The following is a 785-nucleotide window of genomic DNA, read 5'->3' as shown; positions in this document are numbered from 1 at the left end:
CGTATATGCAAGGTTTAATGCTCTTCAAAGTATCCAAAATTTATTAACTACCTTTGAAAGTACAATCAATAAATTTTTTCATGATAAATATATAAAGATTCATGTTACAGATGGGATAAAAATATTTACTGATGAAAATTTAGAATTATCTCCTGATAAGTTATCTTCAGGAGAAAAGCAACTCTTATTACTGTTTTGTAATACTCTAACTGCGCGAGATAAAGCAACAATTTTTATCATTGATGAGCCAGAAATATCATTAAATGTAAAATGGCAGCGTCAACTTATTGACGCATTACTTGAGTTGACAAAAGGCAGTCAAGTTCAATTTATATTAGCCACTCATTCAATTGAATTACTTTCTAAATACAAAAATCATGTTATCAAGCTGGTGAAGACGGAGAAATAACTAAAAAATGGACAATGAAATAAGACGCACGCTTGATGAACTTGTGGCAATATATGAACTTGAGACTGAGTTACGTGATATATATGTTGAAGGTAAAACAGATAAACTTTTTTTAGAATGGTTTTTAAACAATAGAGGTATAAAAAACGTTTCTGTTTATGAAATTGACACAGTTGATATTTCTACTGACAGATTAGTTGAACTTGAGTTAAAAGATAACAACCGTAGTCGTGTTATTGCTCTTGCTTTATACCTGGATAAATTTTCAGAAACTACTCCTCATATTATTTGTATTGCAGATAAAGATTTTGATTGGTTATTTGATATAAATTATCAATGTGAATTACTCTTTTTTACTGATTATTCATGTCTGGAG

1 protein-coding gene and 1 pseudogene are annotated in these 785 nt (G+C 29.2%); both read left to right on the top strand.

Annotated elements, in window-relative coordinates; all coding sequences use genetic code 11:
- Positions 1-409 (top strand): AAA family ATPase (locus A0J48_RS26490; protein WP_200327552.1); only part of this gene is annotated, 409 nt, incomplete at its 5' end.
- A gap of 7 nt (positions 410-416) precedes the next feature.
- Positions 417-785: pseudogene (locus A0J48_RS26485) on the top strand (hypothetical protein); the annotation flags it as partial.

This window comes from Sphaerospermopsis aphanizomenoides BCCUSP55 (genome assembly GCF_001586785.1).
GTDB classification, from domain to species: Bacteria; Cyanobacteriota; Cyanobacteriia; order Cyanobacteriales; family Nostocaceae; genus Sphaerospermopsis_A; species Sphaerospermopsis_A aphanizomenoides_A.
Note: the sequence above shows the minus strand (reverse complement) of the source record. Positions and strands in the feature narration are given on the sequence as shown.